General features: G+C 32.8%; 22 protein-coding genes. 10 read left to right on the top strand and 12 right to left on the bottom strand.

Going from position 1 to position 23,170, the window contains the following annotated elements; genetic code table 11:
• The first annotated feature begins 161 nt into the window (after window positions 1-161).
• Window positions 162-995, top strand: coding sequence for an RsfA family transcriptional regulator (locus tag COC46_RS03750; RefSeq protein WP_098808447.1), 834 nt, complete (start codon window positions 162-164; stop codon window positions 993-995).
• 86 nt (window positions 996-1,081) lie between these two features.
• Here the strand turns inward: COC46_RS03750 and COC46_RS03745 are convergent, their stop codons facing one another.
• Complete coding sequence (locus COC46_RS03745; RefSeq protein ID WP_098808417.1) at window positions 1,082-2,005, bottom strand: iron-hydroxamate ABC transporter substrate-binding protein; 924 nt, start codon at window positions 2,003-2,005, stop codon at window positions 1,082-1,084.
• Window positions 2,006-2,199: 194 nt separating this feature from the next.
• Here COC46_RS03745 and lipL point away from each other — a divergent pair, with 194 nt between their 5' ends.
• A complete protein-coding gene (gene lipL / locus COC46_RS03740) occupies window positions 2,200-3,048 on the top strand; it encodes an octanoyl-[GcvH]:protein N-octanoyltransferase (protein WP_098808416.1) in 849 nt (282 codons plus the stop codon).
• Window positions 3,049-3,394: 346 nt separating this feature from the next.
• Here the strand turns inward: lipL and pta are convergent, their stop codons facing one another.
• The gene (gene pta, locus COC46_RS03735; RefSeq protein WP_098808415.1) at window positions 3,395-4,366 is read right to left on the bottom strand and encodes a phosphate acetyltransferase; all 972 of its coding nucleotides are present in this window, start codon (window positions 4,364-4,366) and stop codon (window positions 3,395-3,397) included.
• A 235-nt stretch (window positions 4,367-4,601) separates the two neighbouring features.
• Here pta and hemQ point away from each other — a divergent pair, with 235 nt between their 5' ends.
• From hemQ to gerQ, 3 genes are all read left to right on the top strand, one after another.
• On the top strand, window positions 4,602-5,348 hold the full coding sequence (gene hemQ, locus COC46_RS03730; protein ID WP_098808414.1) for a hydrogen peroxide-dependent heme synthase: 747 nt from the start codon (window positions 4,602-4,604) through the stop codon (window positions 5,346-5,348).
• Window positions 5,349-5,569: 221 nt separating this feature from the next.
• A complete protein-coding gene (locus COC46_RS03725; protein ID WP_098808413.1) occupies window positions 5,570-5,998 on the top strand; it encodes a cell wall hydrolase in 429 nt (142 codons plus the stop codon).
• Window positions 5,999-6,024: 26 nt separating this feature from the next.
• Window positions 6,025-6,417 (top strand): spore coat protein GerQ, encoded by a 393-nt coding sequence (gene gerQ, locus COC46_RS03720; protein WP_255294801.1) that lies wholly within the window; start codon window positions 6,025-6,027, stop codon window positions 6,415-6,417.
• 51 nt (window positions 6,418-6,468) lie between these two features.
• Here the strand turns inward: gerQ and COC46_RS03715 are convergent, their stop codons facing one another.
• Window positions 6,469-6,834 (bottom strand): DUF423 domain-containing protein, encoded by a 366-nt coding sequence (locus COC46_RS03715; protein WP_098808412.1) that lies wholly within the window; start codon window positions 6,832-6,834, stop codon window positions 6,469-6,471.
• 18 nt (window positions 6,835-6,852) lie between these two features.
• Window positions 6,853-7,140, bottom strand: a complete 288-nt coding sequence (locus tag COC46_RS03710; protein ID WP_098808411.1) for a YwdI family protein — start codon at window positions 7,138-7,140, stop codon at window positions 6,853-6,855.
• A 139-nt stretch (window positions 7,141-7,279) separates the two neighbouring features.
• On the opposite strand from COC46_RS03710, the gene COC46_RS03705 reads away from it, so the two are divergent.
• The gene (locus COC46_RS03705) at window positions 7,280-8,092 is read left to right on the top strand and encodes a Cof-type HAD-IIB family hydrolase (protein WP_098808410.1); all 813 of its coding nucleotides are present in this window, start codon (window positions 7,280-7,282) and stop codon (window positions 8,090-8,092) included.
• Window positions 8,093-8,187: 95 nt separating this feature from the next.
• Here COC46_RS03705 and COC46_RS03700 read toward each other — a convergent pair whose 3' ends face one another.
• From COC46_RS03700 to COC46_RS03675, 6 genes are all read right to left on the bottom strand, one after another.
• Window positions 8,188-8,856, bottom strand: a complete 669-nt coding sequence (locus COC46_RS03700; protein ID WP_098808409.1) for a uracil-DNA glycosylase — start codon at window positions 8,854-8,856, stop codon at window positions 8,188-8,190.
• A gap of 76 nt (window positions 8,857-8,932) precedes the next feature.
• Complete coding sequence (locus COC46_RS03695) at window positions 8,933-9,916, bottom strand: YeiH family protein (protein ID WP_098808408.1); 984 nt, start codon at window positions 9,914-9,916, stop codon at window positions 8,933-8,935.
• A gap of 112 nt (window positions 9,917-10,028) precedes the next feature.
• Complete coding sequence (locus COC46_RS03690) at window positions 10,029-10,955, bottom strand: glycosyltransferase family 2 protein (RefSeq protein ID WP_098808407.1); 927 nt, start codon at window positions 10,953-10,955, stop codon at window positions 10,029-10,031.
• Window positions 10,956-11,064: 109 nt separating this feature from the next.
• Complete coding sequence (locus COC46_RS03685; RefSeq protein WP_098808406.1) at window positions 11,065-13,212, bottom strand: YhgE/Pip domain-containing protein; 2,148 nt, start codon at window positions 13,210-13,212, stop codon at window positions 11,065-11,067.
• Window positions 13,213-13,419: 207 nt separating this feature from the next.
• Window positions 13,420-14,517, bottom strand: coding sequence for an ABC transporter permease (locus COC46_RS03680; RefSeq protein WP_098808405.1), 1,098 nt, complete (start codon window positions 14,515-14,517; stop codon window positions 13,420-13,422).
• Window positions 14,514-15,434 carry an ABC transporter ATP-binding protein gene (locus COC46_RS03675; RefSeq protein WP_098808404.1) on the bottom strand — a complete coding sequence of 307 codons (921 nt, stop codon included), beginning with the start codon at window positions 15,432-15,434 and terminating at the stop codon, window positions 14,514-14,516. The genes COC46_RS03680 and COC46_RS03675 overlap by 4 nt, the downstream gene beginning before the upstream one ends.
• Before the next feature lie 348 nt (window positions 15,435-15,782).
• On the opposite strand from COC46_RS03675, the gene COC46_RS03670 reads away from it, so the two are divergent.
• Entirely contained in the window at window positions 15,783-16,832 is a 1,050-nt protein-coding gene (locus COC46_RS03670) for an acyltransferase family protein (RefSeq protein ID WP_098808403.1), read from the top strand.
• 26 nt (window positions 16,833-16,858) lie between these two features.
• Here COC46_RS03670 and COC46_RS03665 read toward each other — a convergent pair whose 3' ends face one another.
• Window positions 16,859-17,401, bottom strand: coding sequence for a PTS sugar transporter subunit IIA (locus COC46_RS03665; RefSeq protein ID WP_369700012.1), 543 nt, complete (start codon window positions 17,399-17,401; stop codon window positions 16,859-16,861).
• 262 nt (window positions 17,402-17,663) lie between these two features.
• Between COC46_RS03665 and COC46_RS03660 the strand changes: the two genes are divergently transcribed.
• Complete coding sequence (locus COC46_RS03660; RefSeq protein ID WP_098808402.1) at window positions 17,664-18,161, top strand: precorrin-2 dehydrogenase/sirohydrochlorin ferrochelatase family protein; 498 nt, start codon at window positions 17,664-17,666, stop codon at window positions 18,159-18,161.
• Window positions 18,162-18,214: 53 nt separating this feature from the next.
• Here COC46_RS03660 and COC46_RS03655 read toward each other — a convergent pair whose 3' ends face one another.
• Entirely contained in the window at window positions 18,215-20,392 is a 2,178-nt protein-coding gene (locus COC46_RS03655; protein WP_098808401.1) for a DNA topoisomerase III, read from the bottom strand.
• A 345-nt stretch (window positions 20,393-20,737) separates the two neighbouring features.
• On the opposite strand from COC46_RS03655, the gene COC46_RS22095 reads away from it, so the two are divergent.
• Both COC46_RS22095 and COC46_RS03645 read left to right on the top strand, forming a co-directional pair.
• Window positions 20,738-22,321, top strand: a complete 1,584-nt coding sequence (locus COC46_RS22095) for an Ig-like domain-containing protein (protein ID WP_176545046.1) — start codon at window positions 20,738-20,740, stop codon at window positions 22,319-22,321.
• 131 nt (window positions 22,322-22,452) lie between these two features.
• Window positions 22,453-23,088, top strand: coding sequence for a lysoplasmalogenase (locus tag COC46_RS03645; RefSeq protein ID WP_098808400.1), 636 nt, complete (start codon window positions 22,453-22,455; stop codon window positions 23,086-23,088).
• Window positions 23,089-23,170: the final 82 nt, after the last annotated feature.

The following is a 23,170-nucleotide window of genomic DNA, read 5'->3' as shown; positions in this document are numbered from 1 at the left end:
CAAAAAGGACATGCAAGTTTTCCAAATTAATCACTCCAAATAGTATTCTACTATTTTCTATTTTTTGTATAGTTTTCTATTTTTTTGTCCAAACTTCTATTAATCAGCTATGAAATTAAAGCAATTAATTGAATAAAGAAAGTTGAGGGGAAATTTCTATGATGAAATTAAGACAAGATGCTTGGACTGAAGAGAATGATTTACTTTTAGCGGAAACAGTTTTACGCCATGTACGTGAAGGAAGTACCCAATTAAATGCATTTGAAGAAGTTGGCGATATTTTAGAACGTACTTCTGCTGCTTGTGGTTTTCGTTGGAATGCTGTAGTTCGTTATAATTATGAAAAGGCACTTCAATTAGCAAAAAAATTCCGTAAAGAAAAGCTTCGTCACGCTAAAGGTGAAGACGCTAAGAAAAAATTATTATATACACCTTCTGAATCTAGTTATATACAAACTGATGTATCTAGTAATTTTGATCGTTATTTAAATGATGAGCAAGATTTGGAATATGGCGTAGAACTTAATCAAGAATTCGGATCATTTGTAGAAACTAATGATCAAATTGAAACAAGTGTTGAAGCTTCGCACGATGAGGAACCAAAAACTGAGATCTATTCAAGTATTCCTTCAGTACAAAGTCAATATCAAGCTCAGACTTCTCCAGTTAACACAAGAAAAAGTACAATCACAATGTTTGACGTAATCCAATTCTTACAAGGTCTTTCAACTAGTCAGGTCGGTAGCGATCGTTTAGTCCGCGAAAATGACCAGTTAAAAAGAGAATTAATGCAATTACAAGAACGAAATTCACAGTTACAGAGACAAGTAGAAAAACTTGAAAAAGATGCTACTACTGTTCAAGAAGACTATGAAACAATGATGAAAATAATGAACCGCGCTAGAAAATTAGTATTGTTTGAAGAGGAAGAGAAACCAGCAGCAACATCCTTTAGAATGGATAAGAACGGAAATTTAGAAAAAATTGCTGAATAGTAAAGTCAGTAAATAAATAGAGGAACTAAATCTTATAACAGGTTTAGCTCCTCTATTTTTATGATCACTAAATTCTCTAAAATCTATTAATTTCCTAAAAATGATTTTTTAAAGAATGCTAGCTGTTTATCGAGTGTTACTGGGTCACTAAATGAAGCACCATTACCTAGCATTTCATATACATGATTATTTTTTACTGCAGGAATTGATTTATATGTATCAGTTTTTTTGAAAGAAATATCCGCATCTGCATATTGACTTAAAATAACATAATCTCCTGCATATTGTGGCAACACTTCTGTAGAAAGTGTATAATATCCGTCTTTTAGAGCCATTTCTTTTACCTTTTCAGGCATTTTTAACTTCATTGCTTGATATAAGATCTCCGTTCCGCGAGCCCAGTTATTACCGAATACATAAAGCTGTTTATCATATGATTCAAATACTGAAACTGTTGCGTCTTGACCAATTTTTGCACGAATTTCATCTCCGGCTTTTTCCGCGCGTTGCTTGAAGTCATCAACCCATGCTTGAGCTTCCTTCTCTTTGCTTAAAAGCTTACCAATTTCTACATGCTGTGCTAAATAATCTAATTTACCCCATGTGTAAGTAACTGTTGGAGCAATCTCTTTTAGTTTATCTATATTTTTAATATTAGATAAACCAATAATTAAATCCGGTTTTAATTCAATAATTTTTTCAAGATTTTCATCAGAAACTTCTGCTACATCTTTTAACTCTTTCTTAAAAGTTGGATTATTCTTTGACCAAACGTCTACACCTACAACATTTACTCCTAACGAAATAACATTACCAGTAAAACCTGATAGCAAAATAACACGCTTAGGATGTGATGGCACTTCAACAGGTCCAGTTTCTGATTGATACGTAAATGTTTTAGGTTGATCATCTTTACTTGAAGTACTCGCCTTCTTATCAGCCGAATTATTACTACATGCACTTATGATTACTACAAATATAAGGATAAATGGTAATATTAGTTTTTTCATTTGAATCTCCTTTTACAACCATTATCAACGTCTTCTTACTGATAACGATTATCATTTTCATTACGATATTAACTATAAGTCGGTTTTAAATTATTGTCAACCAATATTCATTATTCAAAATATGAAGTTTTTTTATTTAACCTTAAATCATGCTAAAATAGGAAGACAAACGCAAAACGCAAGGGGCTTATTGAATGAATCAACATTTGAATCGGTTACAAAAAGATGAAATACGTTTTATAGACGGCTCAACTTTAGGGCCATCCTTTGAGGCGATCCAATCATTTGCAATAGATGATACATTATGTACAAAAATTGGGAAAATGGAGTCTCCAGCAACAATTCGAACATGGGTACACCATAATACGATTGTTTTAGGAATACAAGATACTAGATTACCGAATTTAATAAATGGTGTAAAATTCCTTAATAACCATGGCTACAAAGCAATCGTACGAAATTCAGGTGGACTTGCAGTAGTTTTAGATGAAGGTGTTTTAAATATATCAATTCTATTTCCAGAAGCTGAACGTAAGCTTCAAATTAATGATGGTTATGAAACGATGTATGCACTTATTCAGGATATGTTTAAAGATTTAACAGATAAAATAGTTGCAAAAGAAATTGTTGGTTCATATTGTCCAGGAGATTTTGATTTAAGCATTGATGGTAAGAAATTTGCGGGTATCTCTCAACGACGCATACGTAAAGGGGTCGCTGTTCAAATATATTTATGTATTAACGAAAGTGGTTCAAAACGAGCATCAATCATTAAAGATTTTTATGAAATTGCGATCGATCACAAGGAAACTACATTTAAATATCCTACGATTATTCCTGATACAATGGCATCTCTTTCCGAACTACTATCATTAAATCTTTCTTTAACAGATGTAATGACTAGACTACTGCAGTCACTAATTAAACTAACTCCTAAATTAACTTCTAACTCTTTATTAGGTGATGAAATAGATTTATATAATTACCACTTACAAAGAATGATTGACCGAAACTCAGAATTAAGTTCTATGCAAGAATGTTAATGATCGGATCATAATTTAGAAAAACCACAAAGATTTGTGGTTTTTTCTGTTTTTTACTTTAAATTTAGCCAGTTCTCTTCTGTTTTACGAAATTCTGGACTAATTGCTACTTTCTAAAAATGATTTCAATGAGTTTCTGCACTAATTGTGTGGGTTTCTGAATTATTTGAGCGGAATCTAACAATAATTAAGCCGGTTTCAACATTAATTGAGCCAGTTTCGTCATTAATTAAGCAAAGTTCACAAAGTGTTCGACTTCCATGCTAACAAACTAAAAATGGGTGCTCTTAAGTCCTTTGACTTTTGAGCACCCATCAGTTTCTCTCATGATCTTAAACCAATACTATTACAGTGACTGAGCCGCTGTAATGATTGATAATTTATATACATCTTCACTGTTACAACCACGTGACAGGTCATTAACAGGCATATTTAAGCCTTGTAGGATTGGTCCGATTGCTTCAAAGTTACCTAAACGTTGAGCAATTTTGTAACCAATGTTTCCTGCTTCTAAGCTTGGGAATACGAATGTATTAGCATCACCTTGAATGACTGAACCAGGAGCTTTACTTTTCGCTACAGATGGTACAAATGCTGCATCGAATTGGAATTCACCATCTAAAGTTAATTCAGGCGCAAGTTCTTTTGCAATTTTAACTGCTTCAGCTACTTTTTCAGTTTCTGGTGATTTTGCTGAACCTTTAGTTGAAAAGCTTAACATGGCAATTTTAGGCTCAATATCAAAAAGTTTTGCAGTTTTTGCACTCTCTATTGCGATTTCAGCTAAGTCTTGGCTATTTGGGGCAATATTAATTGCGCAATCTGCGAATACGTATTTCTCATCTTCTCGAACCATGATAAATACACCAGATGTTTTTGTTACGCCTGGTTTTGTTTTAATGATTTGAAGAGCTGGTCGTACTGTGTCTGCTGTTGAATGTGTCGCACCACTAACTAGTCCATTGGCTTTGTTAGCATAAACTAACATTGTGCCAAAGTAGTTTGGATCTAGTAATGCTTTACGTGCTTGCTCCTCTGTTGCTTTTCCTTTACGACGTTCAACAAATGATGCTACTAATTGGTCCATTTCTGCATAAGTAGATGGGTCTAAAATTTCCACACCTTGAAGCTCTAAACCTAAACTACTTGCTTTTTCCTTTATACTTTCTACATGACCTATTAAAATCGGTTTTAATACTTCTTCTTTTGCTAGTCTGTCAGCTGCCGTTAAAATTCTCTCATCTGTACCTTCTGGTAAAACAATCGAAATATCTTTACCTGATACTTTTTGTTTAATACTTTCAAATAAATTGCTCATAGTAGCCTCCAAAAACTTTAAAATTATTTTATTTGTACATAATTAGAATAAAACCTTTTTAGAATAATGAAAAATATAATACATTTATTAAAGCGCTATCATTTAAAGTAAATTAATTCCTAATTTTCTAACTAAATTTGGGTATTGTATAATTTTGTATGTTTTTACAAAATACTTTTAATTGTAGTATGCTATATAAATGAAAATCAATACGATAACGTTTGGGGGATTTAAAATGAGTGAAGCTGCAAAAACTTTAGATGGATGGTATTGTTTACATGATTTTAGAAGTATGGATTGGCATGCTTTTAAACAATTAAGCAGTGATGAGCGTCAACTAGCTATTTCAGAATTCCAACAAGTATTCTCAAAATGGAATCAAGTTGCTGATTCTGGTGAAGGTAGCCATGCTATTTACAATATTTTAGGTCAAAAAGCTGATATTATGTTTATGGTTTTACGACCTACAATGGATGAGTTATTACATATTGAAACAGAAATTAACAAAACAACACTTTCTCAATTTATGATTCCTACTTATTCGTACGTTTCTGTAGTTGAATTAAGTAATTACTTAAGCGAAGAAGATGGCGATCCATATCAAAATCCTCATGTTCGCTCTAGACTTTACCCTGCTTTACCAAAGTCTCAATACGTATGCTTCTATCCAATGGATAAAAAGCGTGAAGGTGAAGATAATTGGTACATGCTTCCTTCAGGAGCTCGTAAAGAAATGATGTATAGTCACGGAAAAATTGGTCGTGGTTACGCTGGTAAGGTTAAACAAATTATTACTGGTTCAGTTGGATTTGATGACTATGAATGGGGCGTTACTTTATTCTCTGAAGACGTGCTACAATTCAAAAAGTTAATCTATGAAATGCGCTTTGATGAAGTAAGTGCTCGTTATGGAGTGTTTGGTTCATTCTTCGTTGGAACGATCTTAAAAGAAGACGCATTCACGAAATATCTATACGTATAATTGAATACTTAAGTGTATCCTCTATATACTATCAGTCATAGTATATAAATTAAAAGACTTCTCTTTTTTGAGAAGTTTTTTTATTTTCCTTTTGGAAAAGATGTCATATGTTTCTTTCAATTTTAATATAGTTACAGTAGTGAACGAACTAATTAGTCCTCGCTTTCCGATCACCAATGAGATCAATGTAGAATATTTAATTCGGATGAGGAGGCTTATTTATGGCTGTAATTCGTTATACCGAGGCTGAGGTTTCTTTACTCGCAAGATTAATGCGTGCTGAAGCTGAAGGCGAAGGTAAAGAAGGTATGTTAATGGTTGGAAATGTGTGTGTTAATAGGGTTTTATGTGATTGCTTAGATTTTAGAAATCTTAGAAGTATAAAAGATATGGTTTATCAGAGTCCCGGTGGATTCGAAGCTGTTCAAAAATCATATTTTTATCAACGTGCTCGTGAACAAGATATTGAACTATGTAGAAAAGTAATAGCAGGGCAGCGCTTTTGGCCAGCAACATATGGCCTATGGTTCTTCAAACCAGCAGGATCGTGTCCACCTACTTGGTTTAACCAAAAATTAGCAGGAAGATATAAGTCGCATTGCTTTTATCAACCAACTCCTAAAGATTGCCCTAAAGTCTATGATTTTTAAATGATTAAACTAAGGAGGTTTTTTCTTTGAGTAATCCTTTCGAGTACTATCAAAATACTTATCGTGCAACACAACCTGCTCAGGGGCAAGGACAAGGACAACAGGCCGGGCAGGGACAAGGATTTGCAGCTCCATCAGGAGGTATGATCACCCAGCAAGGTCAAGTTACAGCCTCACCTGGTCTTTTTGAACAATCATATGTAGAAAATATCCTTAGGGCTAATCGTGGGAAAATTGCTACGGTTTATATGACTTTCACTGGTCATCAACAACAAGTATTCGTCGGGTACATTCTGGGAGCAGGACGTGATCATATTGTTCTCAGAGATGTAAATACAACTAAAACCTTCGTATTACTGACAATTTACTTAGATTACATCACATTTGACGAAGAAATAGCTCTTCCTTATCAACTTTAAAAAAAAGTGTTCAATATAGTGCAATCATTGCACTTTTATTGAACACTTTTTTTATTTCATGACTGATATTCCTACTAAAATCCACGCAACTAAAAATGCTAGTCCACCTAATGGTGTGATCGCTCCAAGGATTTTTATACCAGATACGCTTAATATGTACAAGCTTCCTGAGAATAAGATTATTCCTATTACTGATAACCATCCAGCCCACGTAAGTTGAGTTACTGAACCGTATTTATCCATTAAAAATGCAATAATAAATAATCCGCCTGTTTGAAACATTTGATATTGAACTGCTTTATGCCAAATTTCAAGCGATCTTTCGGAAATTTTCCCCTCAAGTCCATGCGCTCCGAAGGCACCTAATGCGATAGATAAAAATGCAAAAATACTACCTAATAAGAAAAATATTTTCAATTCTTCTCCCCCTTTATCTTAAAAATCTAATAATGATCCACCTTGTTCCGAATCATCCAATTTAGACATAACAGCTGGCTGAGATATAATTGGTTGACTTGGAATTGATTGAACGATACTACTAGTAAAAATACTCTTTGGAACCTCTACACTGTTCTCGTCTTCAAGTAGTAACTCGCATAAAGATCTAATACTTGCAATTCTTTCTCGAAATTGTCCAGGTTTTTGAGTATTTGCTTTTGCCTTATGTAACTCATTTTCAATTTGCTGGATTACTTTTTCTACACTAATATTCAGATAAATCACCACCAAACTTTTTTAACACAATCCAATAAAACCTATTATACTATGGCTTTTTTCTGAAAGCGAATACCAACCAAATTAAGCACTATTTTAAGTGAATGGTGGTATACTAAAAAAGTTAATTTTTAGGAGGAAATAAATTTTGAACTATAAAATGATTGTATTAGATATCGATGACACACTTTTAACTGATCAGTATATTATATCTCCAAAAACGAAGGAAGCGTTACTCAAAGCCCAGGATATGGGTGTAAAAGTGGTGTTAGCTTCTGGTAGACCAACTTTTGCAATGCATAAGTTAGCAGAGGAACTATTATTACATGATTATGGTAGCTATGTTCTATCATTTAACGGAGGAATCATTACTGATTATCGAACAAAAAATAATGTTTACGAATGTACGCTAACAAAAGAGCAAGCTCATGAGCTCTATGAGATTAGTAAGAAGCATAATGTTTTCGTTCATACATATGTTGAGAATGATATTATTACGGAAAAAGGAAATCAATACACTAATATTGAGGGTCAACTTACGGGTATGCCAATTAAAGAAGTAAGTAGTTTTACTGAGCATGTTCAAAATGACGTAGTGAAATTGTTAATGTTAGAGGATCCAGAAAAATTGGCTCAAGTTGAAAAAATTCTTCAAAAAGAGCTTGAAGGTAAAATTAGTGTTATGCGTTCGAAGCCGTTCTTTTTAGAACTAACGAACAGTGAAGTAGATAAAGGTAAGAGTTTAAATCACTTAATTCAAATTCTTGGAATTCGTCAGGATGAAGTAATAGCTGTAGGAGACGGTTATAACGACTTACCTATGATTAAATTTGCGGGACTGGGAGTAGCAATGGGGAATGCTCCTGAGGAAATTAAACAACAGGCAGATTATGTCACTGCTACAAATAATGATGATGGTGTGGCTAAAGTTGTTGAGAAGTTTATTTTGAATAATAAGTAAGTGTAGAGAAAAAATCAAATTTTCGGGACTCTGTCTACACACTGAGAGGTGTCCTTAAATAATGGACACCTCTTCTTTTAACATATAAATAATTTCTACTTTACTGCCCAGTCCATCGGCTTCATTTGATGTTCTACTAGTTTTTGGTTAATTTGAGAAAATGGCTTACTTCCAAAGAAACCTCTACTAGCAGATAATGGGCTAGGATGATGAGCTTTTAATATGACATGGTGATCACTCGTAATTAATTCTTCTTTAGCTTGAGCATGCTTGCCCCATAAAACAAAAATAATTGGTCGTTTGTGTTGATTCAACATGGATAGGATTGTATTTGTGAATAGTTCCCAGCCTTTGTTCTTATGTGAATTCGGCTCCCCTTCTCGAACAGTTAGAACTGTATTTAATAATAAAATCCCCTGTTTTGCCCAATTATTTAAATATCCACTCGTTGGTACTTCTACGCCTAAATCACTATTTAATTCTTTATATATATTTCTTAAAGAAGGAGGGATTTTCACTCCTGGTAATACCGAAAAGCTTAACCCGTGCGCTTGACCTGGCTGATGATATGGATCTTGTCCAAGTATTACTACTTTACAATCTTCATATGAACATTCATTCAAAGCTTGAAATATATGCTCTTTGGCAGGGTATATTATTTTCTCCTTATATTCTTCTTCAAGAAATTGCAATAAATCTTTAAAATACTGTTTTTCAAACTCTGAATTTAATCTTTCTTTCCACTCTGATGATAATTGAAGCAATAAAAGACCACCTTTCTTGACGAAATTTCCCGAGAAATAGATATGAATTGTTGTTTCTTGTCGTTGTACGAGATTATTAATAGATTATTTGAATGAATAAAATCGCTAATGTGATTTGAAAGCCGACAATACTTAATGCATAAAGAGATAGTGACTTTCCTTGCTTTATAATCATTTTTAGATTTACGTTTAAGCCAATTGCGGCAAGTGCAATTATTTCAAATAAGTGACTAGTTTTATTTGACATATTTGCAGCCCAGCCTGGTAATACGCCTAAACTATAAAGAATGCACAGAATAACAAATCCAATTACATACCAAGGAAATTGAATTTTAACTTTTTCAGTTGAATCCTCAGCTAAATGTCTTTTCTTTATATTAGATAAACTAAATACTACAAATACTAAAAAAACGACTCGAATTAATTTAAATAATGTAGCATAATTCTTTACTTCATCGTTTACTAAACTACCACTAGCAACAACCTGTCCGACCGATTGTAATGTACTACCAATCAATGCAGAAGTCGACAATGTTTCCGAATGATATAAAACAGAAGCAATGGCAGGTAGAACAAACATTAAGACTGTTCCCATCATATTTACAAGTGTCACAGCCAGTCCTTTTTCTTCTTGAGTGGCATGGATAGCTGGAGCTGTCGCGCCAATTGCTGATGAACCACAAACTGCATTTCCACTTGCCATTAAGTAACTAAAATTCAGTCCAAAACCTAATTTTTCACCTGTCCAAATTGTAAAAATAATGACTAAACACATCTGTGTTATGATTAACAAAATTCCTTTCAGTCCTAATATGCTAATCATTTGAACGCTTATCGTTGCTCCTAATAAAAAAATAGAGAACTCTAGTAATTTACTTTCTGCAAACTTTCTACCACCTTCAAAATAAGGCTTTAACTGTACTGTATTACCGACAACTAAACCGATTAATATTGAAAATGTGGCTGCTCCAACTGGCAATATATATGAAAGTGTTTGACTAATAAGTGCAATTAGAAGGCAAAAAATTAACCCCGGTAAAACTTTAAAAATATTCCCCATATTATTCACCAAGTTTTCACTAAAATATTATTCTATCTCTAAATATTATGTAACGAAAAAAGAAATTCGACAAGATTCTTGTCGAATTTCCAAATTTATCTTATATAGATATTTACTCTTCATCAAAGCTTGAATCCTCAACAATGTATTGAGGTCTTCTTTTCGTTTCGTAATATGTTTTACCTAAATATTCACCTAATACGCCAATCATTAAGATTTGAACACCGCCAAATAACATAATGAAATTAGAAATTGTATATAATCCAGGAATTCTAATGCCAACAAAGAGCACTTTAAAGCTCATCATAATAAAGATTACAAGGCTGATGCCGATTAATAATAATCCAACTTTTGTTAACAACCTCAATGGCCTTGTATTAAAACATAATATATACTCAATGGATTTTTTAATCGCATCTAGTCTTTTTACTTCTGACTCCTTATTAATTATTCTTGAAGTTATTTCGTACTCTATTGTTTTTATTTTGTAACCAATCCAGTTAAAAATACCTTTTGAATAACGATTTGATTCTGGCATACTTAAAATAGCATTGACAACTTTTCTACTTAACAAGCGAAAGTCCGACTCGTTTTGCAATAGATCAGGATCCACGAATTTTTTAATGACTTTCTCTAAAAAGCCTTTTTTTGCTTTTTTTAGAACGGAACTCTCTAATTTTTTTGAAGCGACAACATGATTATGACCTTTTTTGTATTCATCCATCATCTCTAAAATAACGTTCGGTGGATGTACAAAACTGCCATCCATTAGAATGACTATGTCACCTTTTGCATGCTCAAGTCCTGCACAAATTGCCCCTTCTCTTCCGAAGTGACGAGTAAATGAAATATATTTCAAATGACTGCTATGATTCGCAATAACTTGCAATGCTAATAGTGTGTCATCGTCACTCCCGTCATTTATATATATAATTTCATAATCTTCTTTAAGTAATTTTACTGTACTTGATAAATTAACATGAAATTTTTCCAAATTTTCTCCATTGTTATTGCAATAAACAACAACTGAAATTTTCATACAAAACACCTACTTCTCCTAAAAGCTATAATATAATAACTTTTATCTATGTTATAGCACTTGGCAAAACAGTTCAATGATTTTTATATGAATTAATTATGTTAAGCTATTAATGAATGAGTTTACTCTTTTTAGATAAATCCACTATTTTACTTGCTCTCTTATTAATAGGCGCTTTAAAAACTACTCCCACTATGATCGCAATAATTACAAACAGAACTAGCGTTGGAAGATCATGTTGAATCGTTTCCCATACAATTCCACCAGTTGCCTCCCTAAGTAAGCTTAATGCATATGTAAAAGGTAAAAACGGGTTGATTATTTGGAAAAATGTTGGAGTTACTTGAATTGGATAAACTCCTCCCGCTCCTGATATTTGAAGGACCAAAAAGATGATGCTCATGCCCTTCCCAATATTTCCGAAAACCGAAACAAGCGTGTAAACAATAAACGTAAATACGATGCTAATTAATAGTGCAAATAAGATAAAATAACTTCTACTTGCCGCATATGTACCTAGAATCAGGAAATTTCCAGTAGTCACGACTAATGTCTGTAATACCCCAATTGAAATAAAGGTCATTAGTCTTCCAAAGTAAACTTCTCTACTTTTGTATGGCTTTTCTTCATGAATTTCTGTAGTTAATAACGATACCATTAATAATGCGCCTACCCATAATGACAAGGTTGTATAAAAAGGGGTCATGCCAGTACCATAATTCGGAATTGGAAACATTCGCTCCTTTTTTAATTCGATTGGACTCGAATAAAAGTCACTTACTTTTTCAATATCTGTCCGAAGAAAATTAATCAAATCCTCAATACTCCCTTTTTCTTCAGCTTTTCTAATCTCATTTGCTATTTTTTTTATTTTGGCTTCAATCATTGGTAATTCCTTTACCAACTGTTGTATGTCACCTTTTTTATTTGCTAATAAATTTGATGTATCCACTAGTACACCCTTTATAGTAGGTATACTCGTTTTCGCATCGGCCAATACAGTCTGACTATTTTTTATTGAATCATTTATTAGACTTGAAACTTCACTTAATTTTGGTGCTAAATCTTGATCAAAATTACGATTTAAACTAGTTATTCTGTTATTTATATTTGCTGCACTCTCATTCATTTTTTGAAGTAAATCCTTCGATACATTATTTCCGTTTTGGATTCCACTTTTTAATTGGGCGTTCTCATTTTGAATGTTCACAAAATCTGTTTCTAATTCTTTTAGTATGCTAACATCTTGACTAAAATCTGCTGCAGTGCCTAATCCATTAAACGATTGAAGAACTTCATTTAAAGAAGAAACTGTATTTATTGAGCTCGGTAATATTTTAGCCATTTCATTCGATAGCCTAATCGACTCATCTGGACTAATAGTTTGATTTTGTAGTCGTGATAAGGTACTTTGAATAACTGCAGACTGATTTTGAAGTAGGTTAAGAGTCTGTTTAACAAACGGAGTTGCATCCTGAATAGATTGATTTACTAGATTAAAAAATCCACTTAAACTAACTGTTAATTTTTCACCATTTGAAATGATCTGATTAATCAATTCAATATCTTTTTTAGTAGTTTGAATCACGCTTTGTACTTCACTATAGTCTTTTAAGGCCATATTCACATCCGTCTTTATTTCAGGTAAATCTTTTTCAAGCTTAAAAACCATTTGTTCAAATTTCTTTATTTCAGGTAAATTCGCTTGCAAATCAATTCCTATTTTATTAAATTCCTGCAATACTTCTTTACTTACGGTCTTTTCAAATTTCTTTGTGATCTCACTTGCAATACCAGTTGCACCTTTTTCCGTATATTTCGGTGCAACAATGTTCAGCTTTTCATTTACTTGATAAATAAGCTCCGGCTTTTGAGGATGATCGGTTAAAACTGTACTAATTTTCTTTGAAAAATCATCCGGGATTAATATACTAGCGTAATATTTTCCTTGTTTAACACCTTTATGTGCTTCAGACTCACTTGTAAACTGCCAGCCTAAAGAAGGATTTTCTTTTAAAGAACCAATTACTTCGTTTCCGATATTAATCTTATTATTTAAAACAGTAGCTCCACTATCTTCATTTACAATTGCAATCTTTAAGCCCTTCGTATTTCCATACGGATCCCAAGAGGACTTTATATTAAACCACGCATACATTGACGGCATGATAATTAAACCGATAATAATCATCAATGCGGCCCAATTCGTTACAACCCGTTTCACATCACGAAAATAAATCTCAAGAATGGAACTCACCTATAACTCACCTAATCTTAATTTTTCAATAGTATGCAAAAAAAAGTACAGAACTATTCTTTGAATGGCTTGTAACGGGGGGTTCGGGATTTCAGAAAAACTTATTTATTCAAAAAAAGACTTTCGCTAATTTTAGAGAAAGTCTTTTCTGTCCAACTATTTTTCTTTGTTTTTGCCTACCAATTCACATATTTACCTTTCCAATAACTACTCCCATCTAAATGTACGTGCAGCGATTAAGAAGCTAACAACCATCCAGACACATAGCCAGCCGAAGTCCGGAAGTAAATCTCCAAATGATGCTCCGATATTCATAATATCTCGCATTGCGGTCGATAAATGCGTAATTGGAATTGTCTTTATAATCGGTTGTAAATATTCGGGCATATTATTTACAGGGAAAAAGACTCCACCTAAAAACATAAGAGGGAACGAAATGAAACCAGCAATTGGTCCTGCACTTTCTGGACTTTTCGCTAAACTTGCTATAATAAATCCAATGCTCATAAATGTTAACGTACCTAATACAACTAATAATACGACTAATAGGAACGACCCTCGAATACTGACATCAAACCCAAAATAACCAATTAAAATGGTTAAAATGGCTTGTAAACTATTCAATATTAACCTTGCTGTAATTTGCGCTGCAATAAATGTTGATGCCTTTAGTGTAGTGCCTTGCATTCGTCTTAGAACTCCTCGTTCTCTCCAAGAAGCGATTTGGCCTGCAACACCATTCATATTATTATTCATGATTTGCATTGCAATAATTCCAGGTACTAAAAAGTCTAAATAGGAAAGTGTAATTCCTGCTACACCTTTAAAGTCTGTAACGATTTTTGGAGTATACCCTGCTATCTGTTTACTAGCAGCATCAACATTTGCTGTTATAGTCGCAATTCCACCTTGTAGTTGGGCTGAATTACTTTCATTATAAAGCACTTTTAATTGTGCCGGAGCAGTTTGTTGTTTGGATGTGACTTGATTTTGAAATTCTTTGTTAATAACAATGACAAAGTCAGTTTTTCCATCGGATAATAATTTTCTAGACTTTAATTCATTCGTATTTTTATGAATTTTAAGTGACTTCTGTTTATCTAAAATCGAAGTAATCTGTTTACTCGCTTGAGTGTTATCATAATCAATTAAATTTACCGAGTAGCTAGTAGTATTTCCATCACTAAACATTAATCCAAAAATAATCATAAAGAAAAATGGAAACAATAATGTCCAAATTAGTGCTTGACGATTACGTACATAAATCCGAAGTTGTGCTAAAGTCAATTGATAATAAGCCTTCATTCCTCACGTAACCCCCTTCCAGTCATGTGTAGGAATACATCCTCAAGAGTCGCAGTTCTTGTTGATAAATCAGAAATTGTCATATCCTCTTCTTTTGTATACTCAAGTAAGGCCATTAGTGTGGCTTGTAGGTTACGAGTATACACTGTTACGAAATCATGATTTATAACAACTTTCATTACACTGTCTAAATGGGTAAACTTATCTTCTTGTTCTGGCAGTTTCGTTTTAAACTCAATTGCACTCTCTGCAGAAATAGAACTAACTAAATTATTTGGTGTATCCAATGCAATTAGTTTTCCTTTATCCATAATACCAATGCGATCAGCTAGTACATGGGCCTCATCCATATAATGTGTTGATAAAACAACTGTTTTACCACGTTCTTTTAGTTTTAAAATGATTTCCCACAACGTTCTACGGGCCTGCGGATCAAGACCTGTCGTTGGCTCATCTAGAAAAATGATTTGAGGGTCATGAATTAATGCAAGTGCAATTGCTAATCTCTGCTTTTGTCCACCAGATAGCCCTTTTACAAGGCTATTTTGTTTTTCGGATAAAAGCATCTCATCAATCAATGGCTGAATTGGGATGTGACTAGGATAGAAACTTGCATACATCTCTATGATTTCTTTTACTTTTAACAGTTCAAATAATGACGTTGATTGAAGTTGTATACCTATCTCTTGTTTGATTTTATTTGACTCTTTCCCGATCTTGTGCCCTGCAATAGTAGCAGTTCCTTCATCAGGCTTTCTTAACCCTACAAGCATTTCCATCGTTGTAGATTTACCGGCACCGTTCGGACCAAGCAAACCAAAAACTTCACCTTTTTCAACTTCAAAACTAATTCCATTTACTGCATAAAAATCTCCATATCTCTTTTTAAGATTTTCAACTTCAATAATTGAGCCCATTGTTTTACCTTCACCTCGACTACTTAATTGATATTCAATATGTACGCTTTCATTTTTTATTCAACCTGCTAAGTATATAATGTAGATCATAATTTATTTGTCGAACAAACAAATTATTAATGATTTTTAATAAAAATTTACATTTTTTACCACACACTCCCATCCCATGCTATAGATGATTTCTTCAATAATTTGCAGAATTTACGTAATAATCGAATACATTTTATTACTTTATTGTAACGTCCATGTTGTCACTTTGTAATACTCATCAGTTACAATATGTTGGACATTATTAAAATAAATTGGCTATGTAATTTCGATTAACAGCCATAAAAACAAGGTGATAAAATGAAAATAGATCGTGAAAGATGGTTGGATGTTGCCAAAATGATCGGTATCTTTTTGGTTGTTTATGGTCATTCTACAGAAGGTCCGAATTCTATTACATTTATTTACTGGTTCCATATGCCACTATTTTTTATTATTAGTGGTTATTTATTTAAACCGGTTAATTCTTTAAATGAACTTAAATTTTTTATCAAAAAACTGACATGTAGATTGCTTGTACCTTATTGTACGTATTTAATTTTATTTAGTTTATATAACATTTTAATTGAAATACTAGATGGAACAATCAGCTTATCGAATTTATCAAATGAAGTCATTTCATTATTAATTGGTGGAAGATTTATTACTGGAGTGCATGGAGTATTTTGGTATGTGACATGTTTATTTATTACACAAATATTATTTGCGTTAATCTGTCTATACTTTAAAAAGAATAGTGTGCGTCTTCTCATTGTCATTGCATGCTATTTACTTGCGCATTTCGAAACAATTAAATTAATTCCACAAATCGGTAAAAACACCTTTAATCAAATTTCAATCCCATGGAATATGGATGTCGCTTTACTAGCTATATTCTTTTTAGGATTAGGATTCTTTGCCAAAAAATTAATTGCATCAATTTCTAATTTACTAGGAGTTTCTTGTATTGCGCTTAGTATCGTTTATATGACCTTATATGAAATGAATAAATTAGATTATCATTTAAGTCTTAAGTATTTAAGATATAACCATTTATTTTTGGATGCATTAATTCCAATTACAATGACAATTGCAGTCCTTTATTTATGTCAAAAGCTCGCAAAATTACAATTTATACAGCCTTACACTGTCTTGGGTAAGGAATCTTTAACGATTATGTACATCCATATTTTCGCAAATGCTGTTTTTTCACAGTTCTTCGATTATGGTCCACTATTGTACACAATTATCGGATTAGCTGTACCTATGATTACGAAGAAGTTTATTATTGAATCTCAACCTACAATAAAACCATTGTTTATTGGTTTAAGTGTAAAACGAAGACAGCGTTTAAAAGTAAGAACAGCATAAAAAAAATAGCCCTCGGGCTATTTTTTTTATTTTAAACTAGCAATTGCTGCATCTGAACCTTTTTGAACTGAGCCAGTTGCTGTTACTTTAATGTTTTCTAGTGCATCTCCATTTGTAAAAATAACTGGAGTAATTGTGCTTTTTGCATTTTCTTTTATGTAATCAATATTAAATGTTAATAGATGATCTCCAGCATTAACATTTTGTCCTTCCGTTACATGTGCGTCGAAGCCTTCACCATTTAGTTTAACTGTTTCCAAACCAACGTGAATTAAGATTTCAACACCATTTTTTGAACGAATTCCGATCGCATGTTTTGTGTGGAATACTTGTACGATTTCTCCATCAAATGGAGCAACGACAACTCCTTCTGAAGGCGTAATAGCAAATCCATCACCCATCATTTTTTCAGCAAATACTGGATCTGGCACTTCAGATAGTGGATGTATTTCACCAGTTAATGGCGCTTTAATTACCACTTCTTTAACTGATTCTTTTGAGGCAGGAGCAGAACCAGCTTGTTGTTCATTTTCCTCTAAACCGAACATCTTTTTTAATTTGTTAAACATAATACTCACCTTTTCTTTAAATTAGATTCCAATCTTATCATTATCTTTTCAAAAAAAATAATACTAACTATCCTAACAGAAAAACTACTTTTTTGCTTACTAAAAAGTGAACTTTTATTGAAATATTAATAAATGTGTATTATTTCTCCAATAAAAGACATGAAAATCATTCCATTTCTTATTCTTCAGTCGGTTTCTAACTATTAGCAATACTTATGATAAAATGTTAGTGTATGTTCAATCAATAGTTAGGAGCGATTATATGACTGAAATGGTTCCATTAGTATTCTCACTTCAAAATAAAAAGATCGTAATCATCGGTGGAGGAAAAATTGCTTTTCGTAAAGCTAAAGCATTTTTAAAAAGTGGTGCTTCAATTACAATCATTAGCCCTCATATATGCGATGAATTAAAACAATTACCTACTATAACATGGATTAAAAAGTATTTTGAAAAAGATGATCTAACGAATGCTCATATTGTTATTGCAGCAACAAATGATAAGAAAATAAATAATTTCGTCAAGGACTGTACTACAGATTTCCAATGGTTTAACGATGTAAGCAATCAGAATAATAGTGATTTCCATACTCCTGCAGTCGTTCGCAGAGGAGATTTAATCATATCGGTCTCGACTTCAGGTAAAAGTCCGGTACTATCAAAGAAGATAAAAAAAGAACTAGAAACGTATTTTGACGATCACTATAGTGAAATAGTAAATGACTATGCCAGTGAACGAAAAAAAACAGTCGTTGAGTAATCTCAAACGACTGGAATTAAGAGCAGGAAAGCAACCTTTTTTTCCTGCTTCTATTATTTTTTTAGCTTAGCCAAAGCTTCTGCAAATGGGTTATTAAATGGCTCATCATCTTGTTTGTTCTGTTGTTTTAAATACTTTTGAACATCTCGCTTAGAAACTTTACTATTTTTTTCTTTTGAGCGTCGATCTTTAAAGGTAGAAAGTTTTTCTCTATGACCGCAAGAGCATACAAAAATTTGACCTTCTCCTTCGCCTCTAAGCTCTAAACGTTTGAAGCAATTTGGACATCTCGCGTTCGTTGACTGTGAAATCGTTTTTCGATGACCACATTCCCTGTCCTGACAAACTAACATTTTACCACGCTTACCGTTCACTTCTAGCATTAGCTTTCCGCATTCCGGACATTTCGTACTAGTCATGTTATCATGCTTAAACTTTTGTTCAGTTTGTTTTATTTCTTTAACAGCTTCTGAAGAAAAATTAATCATTTCACCCATAAATTTAGTTTTAGATAGTTTCCCTTTAGAAATAGCTTGTAGCTTTTGCTCCCACTCAGCTGTTAATGCTGGTGACTTCAAGGCCTCAGGAACAAGGTTTAATAATTGTTTTCCTTTATTTGTTATGAAAATATCTTTTCCCTTTTTTTCGATTAAAAAGCTACTGAAAAGTTTTTCAATAATATCCGCTCTTGTCGCAACAGTTCCTAATCCACCTGTTTCACCAATTGTCTTCTTTAAATCATTACGATTTCCAGACATAAAATGAACCGGATTTTCCATTGCACTTAAAAGTGTCGCTTCATTGAAGTATGCTGGTGGTTTTGTATACCCTTTTGTCTCATTTACTTTCGTAACTTGGATATTCTCATTTTCATTCATTATTGGTAATCTTTGATCTTCCGTACTTTCATTTTCGTCTTCGTCTTTAAAGACCTCTTTCCATCCTAGTGATTTAACTCTTTTTCCTTTAGCAACAAATACCTCATTATTAATTTCTGCAATTACCTTTTCCTGTTCATATACGTATGGTGGTAGTAAAACTGCTAAAAATCTTCTTACGATTAGTTCATATATTTTAAATTCTTTTGAAGAAAGTTCACTTAATATAGGTGCCTGCTCTGTTGGTATGATCGCATGGTGATCAGAAACCTTATTATCATCTACAAATGTCTTATTAACTTTAATCGGTTGATTCGTTAATTTCATAATGATTTTTCCATAAGGCTTTATGTTACAAGCCGATAGACGTTCCTTTAAAGTATCAACTAAATCTGATGATAAATATCTTGAATCAGTTCGCGGATACGTGACAATTTTATGATGCTCATAAAGCTTTTGCATAATGGATAAGGTTTCTTTAGGTGAAAAGTTGAATCTTTTATTAGCTTCTCTTTGGAGCTCAGTTAGATCATAAAGCTGAGGAGCAAAAGATTTTTTTTCTGCTGTCGAAACTTCCATGATCTTCAGCTGTTTTCCTTTTATCGAACCAATAACTTTTTGTAACTCTTCAGTTGTTTTAATTTTTGTATCATTCGACTTACGATTTTGCCACGTAAAGGTTACGTTGTTTGCTAATACTTGTAATCCATAAAAAGTTTGTTGCTTAAACTCTTTTATTTCTTTTTCACGTTCAAATATCATCGAAAGTGTAGGTGTTTGAACTCTTCCACAAGAAAGTTGAGCATTATGCTTAACAGTAAGAGCTCTCGTTGCATTAATTCCTACAATCCAATCTGCCTCAGCTCTTGCTACAGCAGATAAGTATAAGTTTTCATATTCCTTTCCATTGCGTAAGTTTTCAAATCCTTTTTTTACAGCTTGATCTGTTGCAGAAGAAATCCACAACCTTTTAATGGGCTTGTTAACCTTTGCCATTTGAAGGATCCATCTAGCAACAAGCTCACCTTCTCGCCCTGCATCCGTTGCGATTATGATCTCTGAAACATCTTTTCTTAATAATTGAGTTTTTACAGCTTGAAATTGCTTGCCAGTCTTTTTAATAACAACAAGCTTTAATTTTTCTGGAATCATTGGCAAATCTTCTAAATTCCATGATTTATACTTATTATCATATCCCTCTGGGTCTGCTAAAGTCACAAGATGCCCTAATGCCCAGGTTACAATATATTTTTTACCTTCTAAAAAACCGTTACCTTTTTGATGACATCCCAGCACTTTCGCGATATCCCTTGCGACTGAGGGTTTTTCTGCTAATACTACAGTTTTGCTCATATCGTACTCCTTAATTTATCTACAATTTTCTTATTAACTAACTTTAACATTAACGGCGGAGGAAAGGAAAGGGAAGGGAATATAGGAATGGAAAAGTAAATTGAAGGATTATTAAAATTGCTTGAGCTTTGAAAAAATAAAGATTTCATAAATCATTCATTCTACATAAATCGCCACTCTAATTGTGTTCTGCTTGTTTTTCCTTTTTTCCCTGCCCTTCCTGTTTTTTCAACACAAGCCCTTTTTTTTGCTGAAAAATGACGTTTTATTTTTCTAAAAAAACAAAGGAATCCATCCCTTATACGGCAAATTTAGTAATTAATTCCATATATAAGGAGAGGGACAATGTTTAATAAAATTATATCTGTACTTTTAGGGGTATTTTTATTCTTGTTACCCACGGCTAACGCAACTTCTTTTTCTCCAGGTTTTAGTGATGATGAGTTATCGAATTATATAGATAATCTAAATTTAAACACTACTGAAGCCACTTTTGGGCAATCGATTGAAATTGGCGTAACGACTAAAAAACATTTCGACAGTGTCGCTTTAACATTTAAAAATGGAGCTAGTGTGACGGAAGTTTTACTAAAAAATCCATCTTCTTCAGATCTTTATTATTCTGGAAAAATAGGTGTTACTAGTTCTTTTGCAAAAGGCACTTATCAATTAAGTTCCATTACACTCGGTGATCAAACTCTACCTGTATCAGATCAGAAAGTAAAATTTTTGATTAAAGATTTACCAACTCCAATCATTAATCCTATTACAAATAAATCTACATCTATTAATGGAACATTTTTAGAAAATAGTAGCGTCCAACTATCCATCAATAAAAAACTAGTAGGCAATGTGCAAACGGACGCAAAAGGAAATTATCGCTTTAATACAAAACCTCTAAAGGCATTTACTAAAATAAATATAGTTGGTGTTTCAATTGGAATAAAAAGTAAATTTGCTACGTCAACCGTTTCTGACGTCATTGCACCTTCAGTCACTTCAATATCTTCAATTTCAGACCATTCTCAAAATATATCGGGTAAGTCCGAGCCATATGCTGATGTCATCGTTAACTTGAACAAGAAAGTACTAGTGAAAGGGAAAGTAAATTCGGCAGGAAAATTTAATATAAAAATGGCTAAACAAAAGGCAAATTCGATTCTTCAAGTTGTTGCAATTGATAAGAGTAAAAATCAAAGCAAACCTGTTTCAATTCGTGTATTAGATCGCACAGCACCTTCAAAACCTACAATTCAAACAGTAAAAGAAAACTCTACTGTCATTAGTGGAAAAACAGAAGCAAAGGCTTCAGTTAAATTGTATCTAAAGAATAAATATGTAGCGAAAATAACCGCATCAAAGTATGGCAGTTATTCATTTAAAGTAAGTAAATTGAAAGCGTTTACTCCTATTAAAGTACAAGCTATTGATGCAGCTGGGAACCAAAGTAAACCTTCGTTTACCGAGGCTAAGAGCTCTAAACCACTTTCAAATGGTCAGCTAATAATTGTTAATACAAAAACGAATAAACTATCTTATTACAATAAAGGCAAGCTAGTAAAAACATTTAGAGTAGCAACAGGAAAAGCATCTTCCCCTACACCTACTGGAAAATTTAAAGTCTTAAATAAAATTAAAAATAGGCCATGGTATAAGGAAAATATTCCTGGAGGAGCTCCAAATAATCCACTAGGTAAAAGATGGATGGGTTTAAGTATGGGTAGCTCTCCTGGAAACTCATATGGGATACACGGAAATGCTAATGAGAGTTCGATCGGAAAATCAGTTAGTAGCGGTTGTATCCGAATGCACAACAGTGAAATTGAATGGTTATTCGATCAAATAAATGTTGGAACAACTGTTATTATTGCAAAAACTTCAAGTTCGAATGGACAAATTGCTCACTCATACGGTATGGCGATCACATAAAGCAAACCACCTCTGGTTTGCTTTTTTTATAGTTTAATAGATTCCCCTTTCATTTTTCTAATAGCATTCTTTTCATTTTTCACTGATAATATTTAATAAAAAGGAAATAGTTAGAAAGGGGTAATGTTATTTTGAAGAGGTATCTACCTATACTGATTTTGTTACTTAGTATTCTCTATATCTTCTTTATTCCTTCAGAACCTGTAAGCGTAAAAATCTTATTTAAGGTAATTCCAATGTTGTTGATTATTTTTTATGCTTCTTCACAAAGGCCTATTCAATCATCTAAATATCGTACACTTCTTCTTTTAGGTCTCATATTTTGTATGATTGGTGACGGAACGTTAATTTGGTTTGTTATTGGTTTAAGCGCTTTTCTAATTGGTCACTTGTTTTATACTGCTGGTTTTATAACAGAATGGAAATTTTCAATTTACCGTATGCTAACGATCATTCCAATAGCAATTTACGCGTTTATTTTATGTTCTAATTTAGTAAATTCATTAAACGAAAGTGGACAAGAAAACTTAGTGATTCCCGTAATTGCATATTCGGTGGCTATTTCAATGATGGTATTTACAGCTATTATGACTGGGAATAAATGGGCTATTTGTGGAAGTCTATTATTCATTATTTCAGATTCTATCTTATCATGGGACCTATTTGTAGAAAGCGTTACGTATGGTCATGAATTAATCATGATTACCTACTACTCTGCCCAGTTTTTAATTGCAAAAAGCATGTTAAATTTAAAGAGAGCTACGTAATATTTTACTTACAAACAATATACTTGTAGCCTCTTTTCACTAAATTAAAAAATGAAAGCGTATTACTTACAGATTATGAAAT

Origin of the sequence: Bacillus sp. AFS041924 (genome assembly GCF_002577195.1) — a bacterium.
Classification (GTDB): Bacteria; Bacillota; Bacilli; order Bacillales; family Bacillaceae_G; genus Gottfriedia.
This window is presented reverse-complemented; position numbering and strand designations above follow the sequence as displayed.